Source organism: Micromonospora sp. NPDC052213 (assembly GCF_040679695.1).
GTDB lineage: Bacteria > Actinomycetota > Actinomycetes > Mycobacteriales > Micromonosporaceae > Micromonospora.
This window is the reverse complement of sequence record NZ_JBFAVI010000369.1, coordinates 1-1239: the sequence shown is the minus strand read 5'-3', so window position 1 is coordinate 1239 and position 1239 is coordinate 1. Positions and strand designations below refer to the sequence as shown.

General features: G+C 74.3%; 1 protein-coding gene and 1 pseudogene. Both read right to left on the bottom strand.

The window, feature by feature from the left end; all coding sequences use genetic code 11:
• A pseudogene (locus AB0L34_RS34035) lies at nucleotides 1–636 on the bottom strand (sensor histidine kinase); the annotation flags it as partial.
• Nucleotides 633–1239, bottom strand: a 607-nt coding sequence (locus tag AB0L34_RS34030) for a SpoIIE family protein phosphatase (protein ID WP_363709784.1), incomplete at its 5' end; no start/stop codon positions are given. The pseudogene AB0L34_RS34035 and the gene AB0L34_RS34030, both read right to left, overlap by 4 nt.

Sequence of the window (1239 nt, the reverse complement as noted above, 5' to 3'; positions counted from 1 at the left end):
CTCCAGCTCGGCGTAGAGCGCCACCACGCCCCGGTTGGTCTCCTCCAGCTCCTCGGTGAGCTGGTTGTAGAGCGCCATCACGCCCCGGTTGGTCTCCTGCAGTTCGGAGTTGAGCACCGCCAGCTCGTCGCGCTGGCTGCGTACCTCGTCGAGGGCCGCGACGAGCTGGGAGTTCTGCGCGGCCAGCTCGTCCAGCGCGGAGCCCGGAGCACGCTCGGCCAGCTCGGCCCGGAGCCGGCCGGCGCGTTCCGGCGTCAGCTCCTCGGCGTGGTCGGGCACCCGTCTGGACATCCACACGACGGTATCGCCCTCGACGGCCACGACCTGCAACGTGTCCACCAGACGCGCGACGGCGCCGGACTTCGGCTCGTACCGGCCGCCTGGCAGTGGACGCAACGGCGACAGGTCGACCTGGAGGATCCGGCGGCCCACGGCGTCCCGGTCGAGAGCGAACATGACGTCCGCGCCGTCGGCGCCGCTCAACAACTCCCGGGCCACCTCGCTGAGCGCGGTGGCGATCCGCACCTGGTCCTGGTGTTCCAGCCCGACCGCCGCGGCCACCTCGCGGCCGCGCTGCCGAACCAGAAAGATGTCCTGCTCGACCCGGAGCGCGAGGTGCAGAAGGGGTTCGGTCATGCCGCCCCCCGCGCGACCAGCACGCAGGCGTCGTCGCGACGGATGCCGGCGTCACGCAGGAGCGTCGCGGCCGCCAGCAACGGGTTGCGCCCGGCCAGCCCGGGGTAGTCGTCCAGGTCCCAGCGATCCACCACCCCGTCACTGTGCATGACCAGGGTGGAGTCATGCGAAAAGGGGTAGTCGTACCCGCGGATCGCCGGACGCTGGTGCCCGGCGATGCCCGGCAGCGAGACGAGCCCGCGCCGCCGCTCGCCCGGCGCGACGATCATCGCGGCGATGTTGCCCAGGCCGGCGAAGCGGAGCAGTCCGGCGGCGGGATCCGGTTCGGCCACCGCGAGCGCCGCGCCCCGGGTGTGCGACATGGCGGCGTGCAGGTGCCGCACCACGACGTCCGGCGGCCCGTCCGGCGCCGAGCGGAACGCGGACACGGCGGCCCCGGTCGCGGCGGCGGCCAGTGGCCCGTGGCCGAGGCCGTCGGAGACCAGCACCTGGCGACGGCCGTCCACCTCGCGCACCGCGTACCCGTCGCCGCTGCTCTGCTCGCCGGTGATCGGCCGGGCCAGCCCGGCCGCCCAGTCCGGCTCCGGCGGCGCTCCGTCCCAG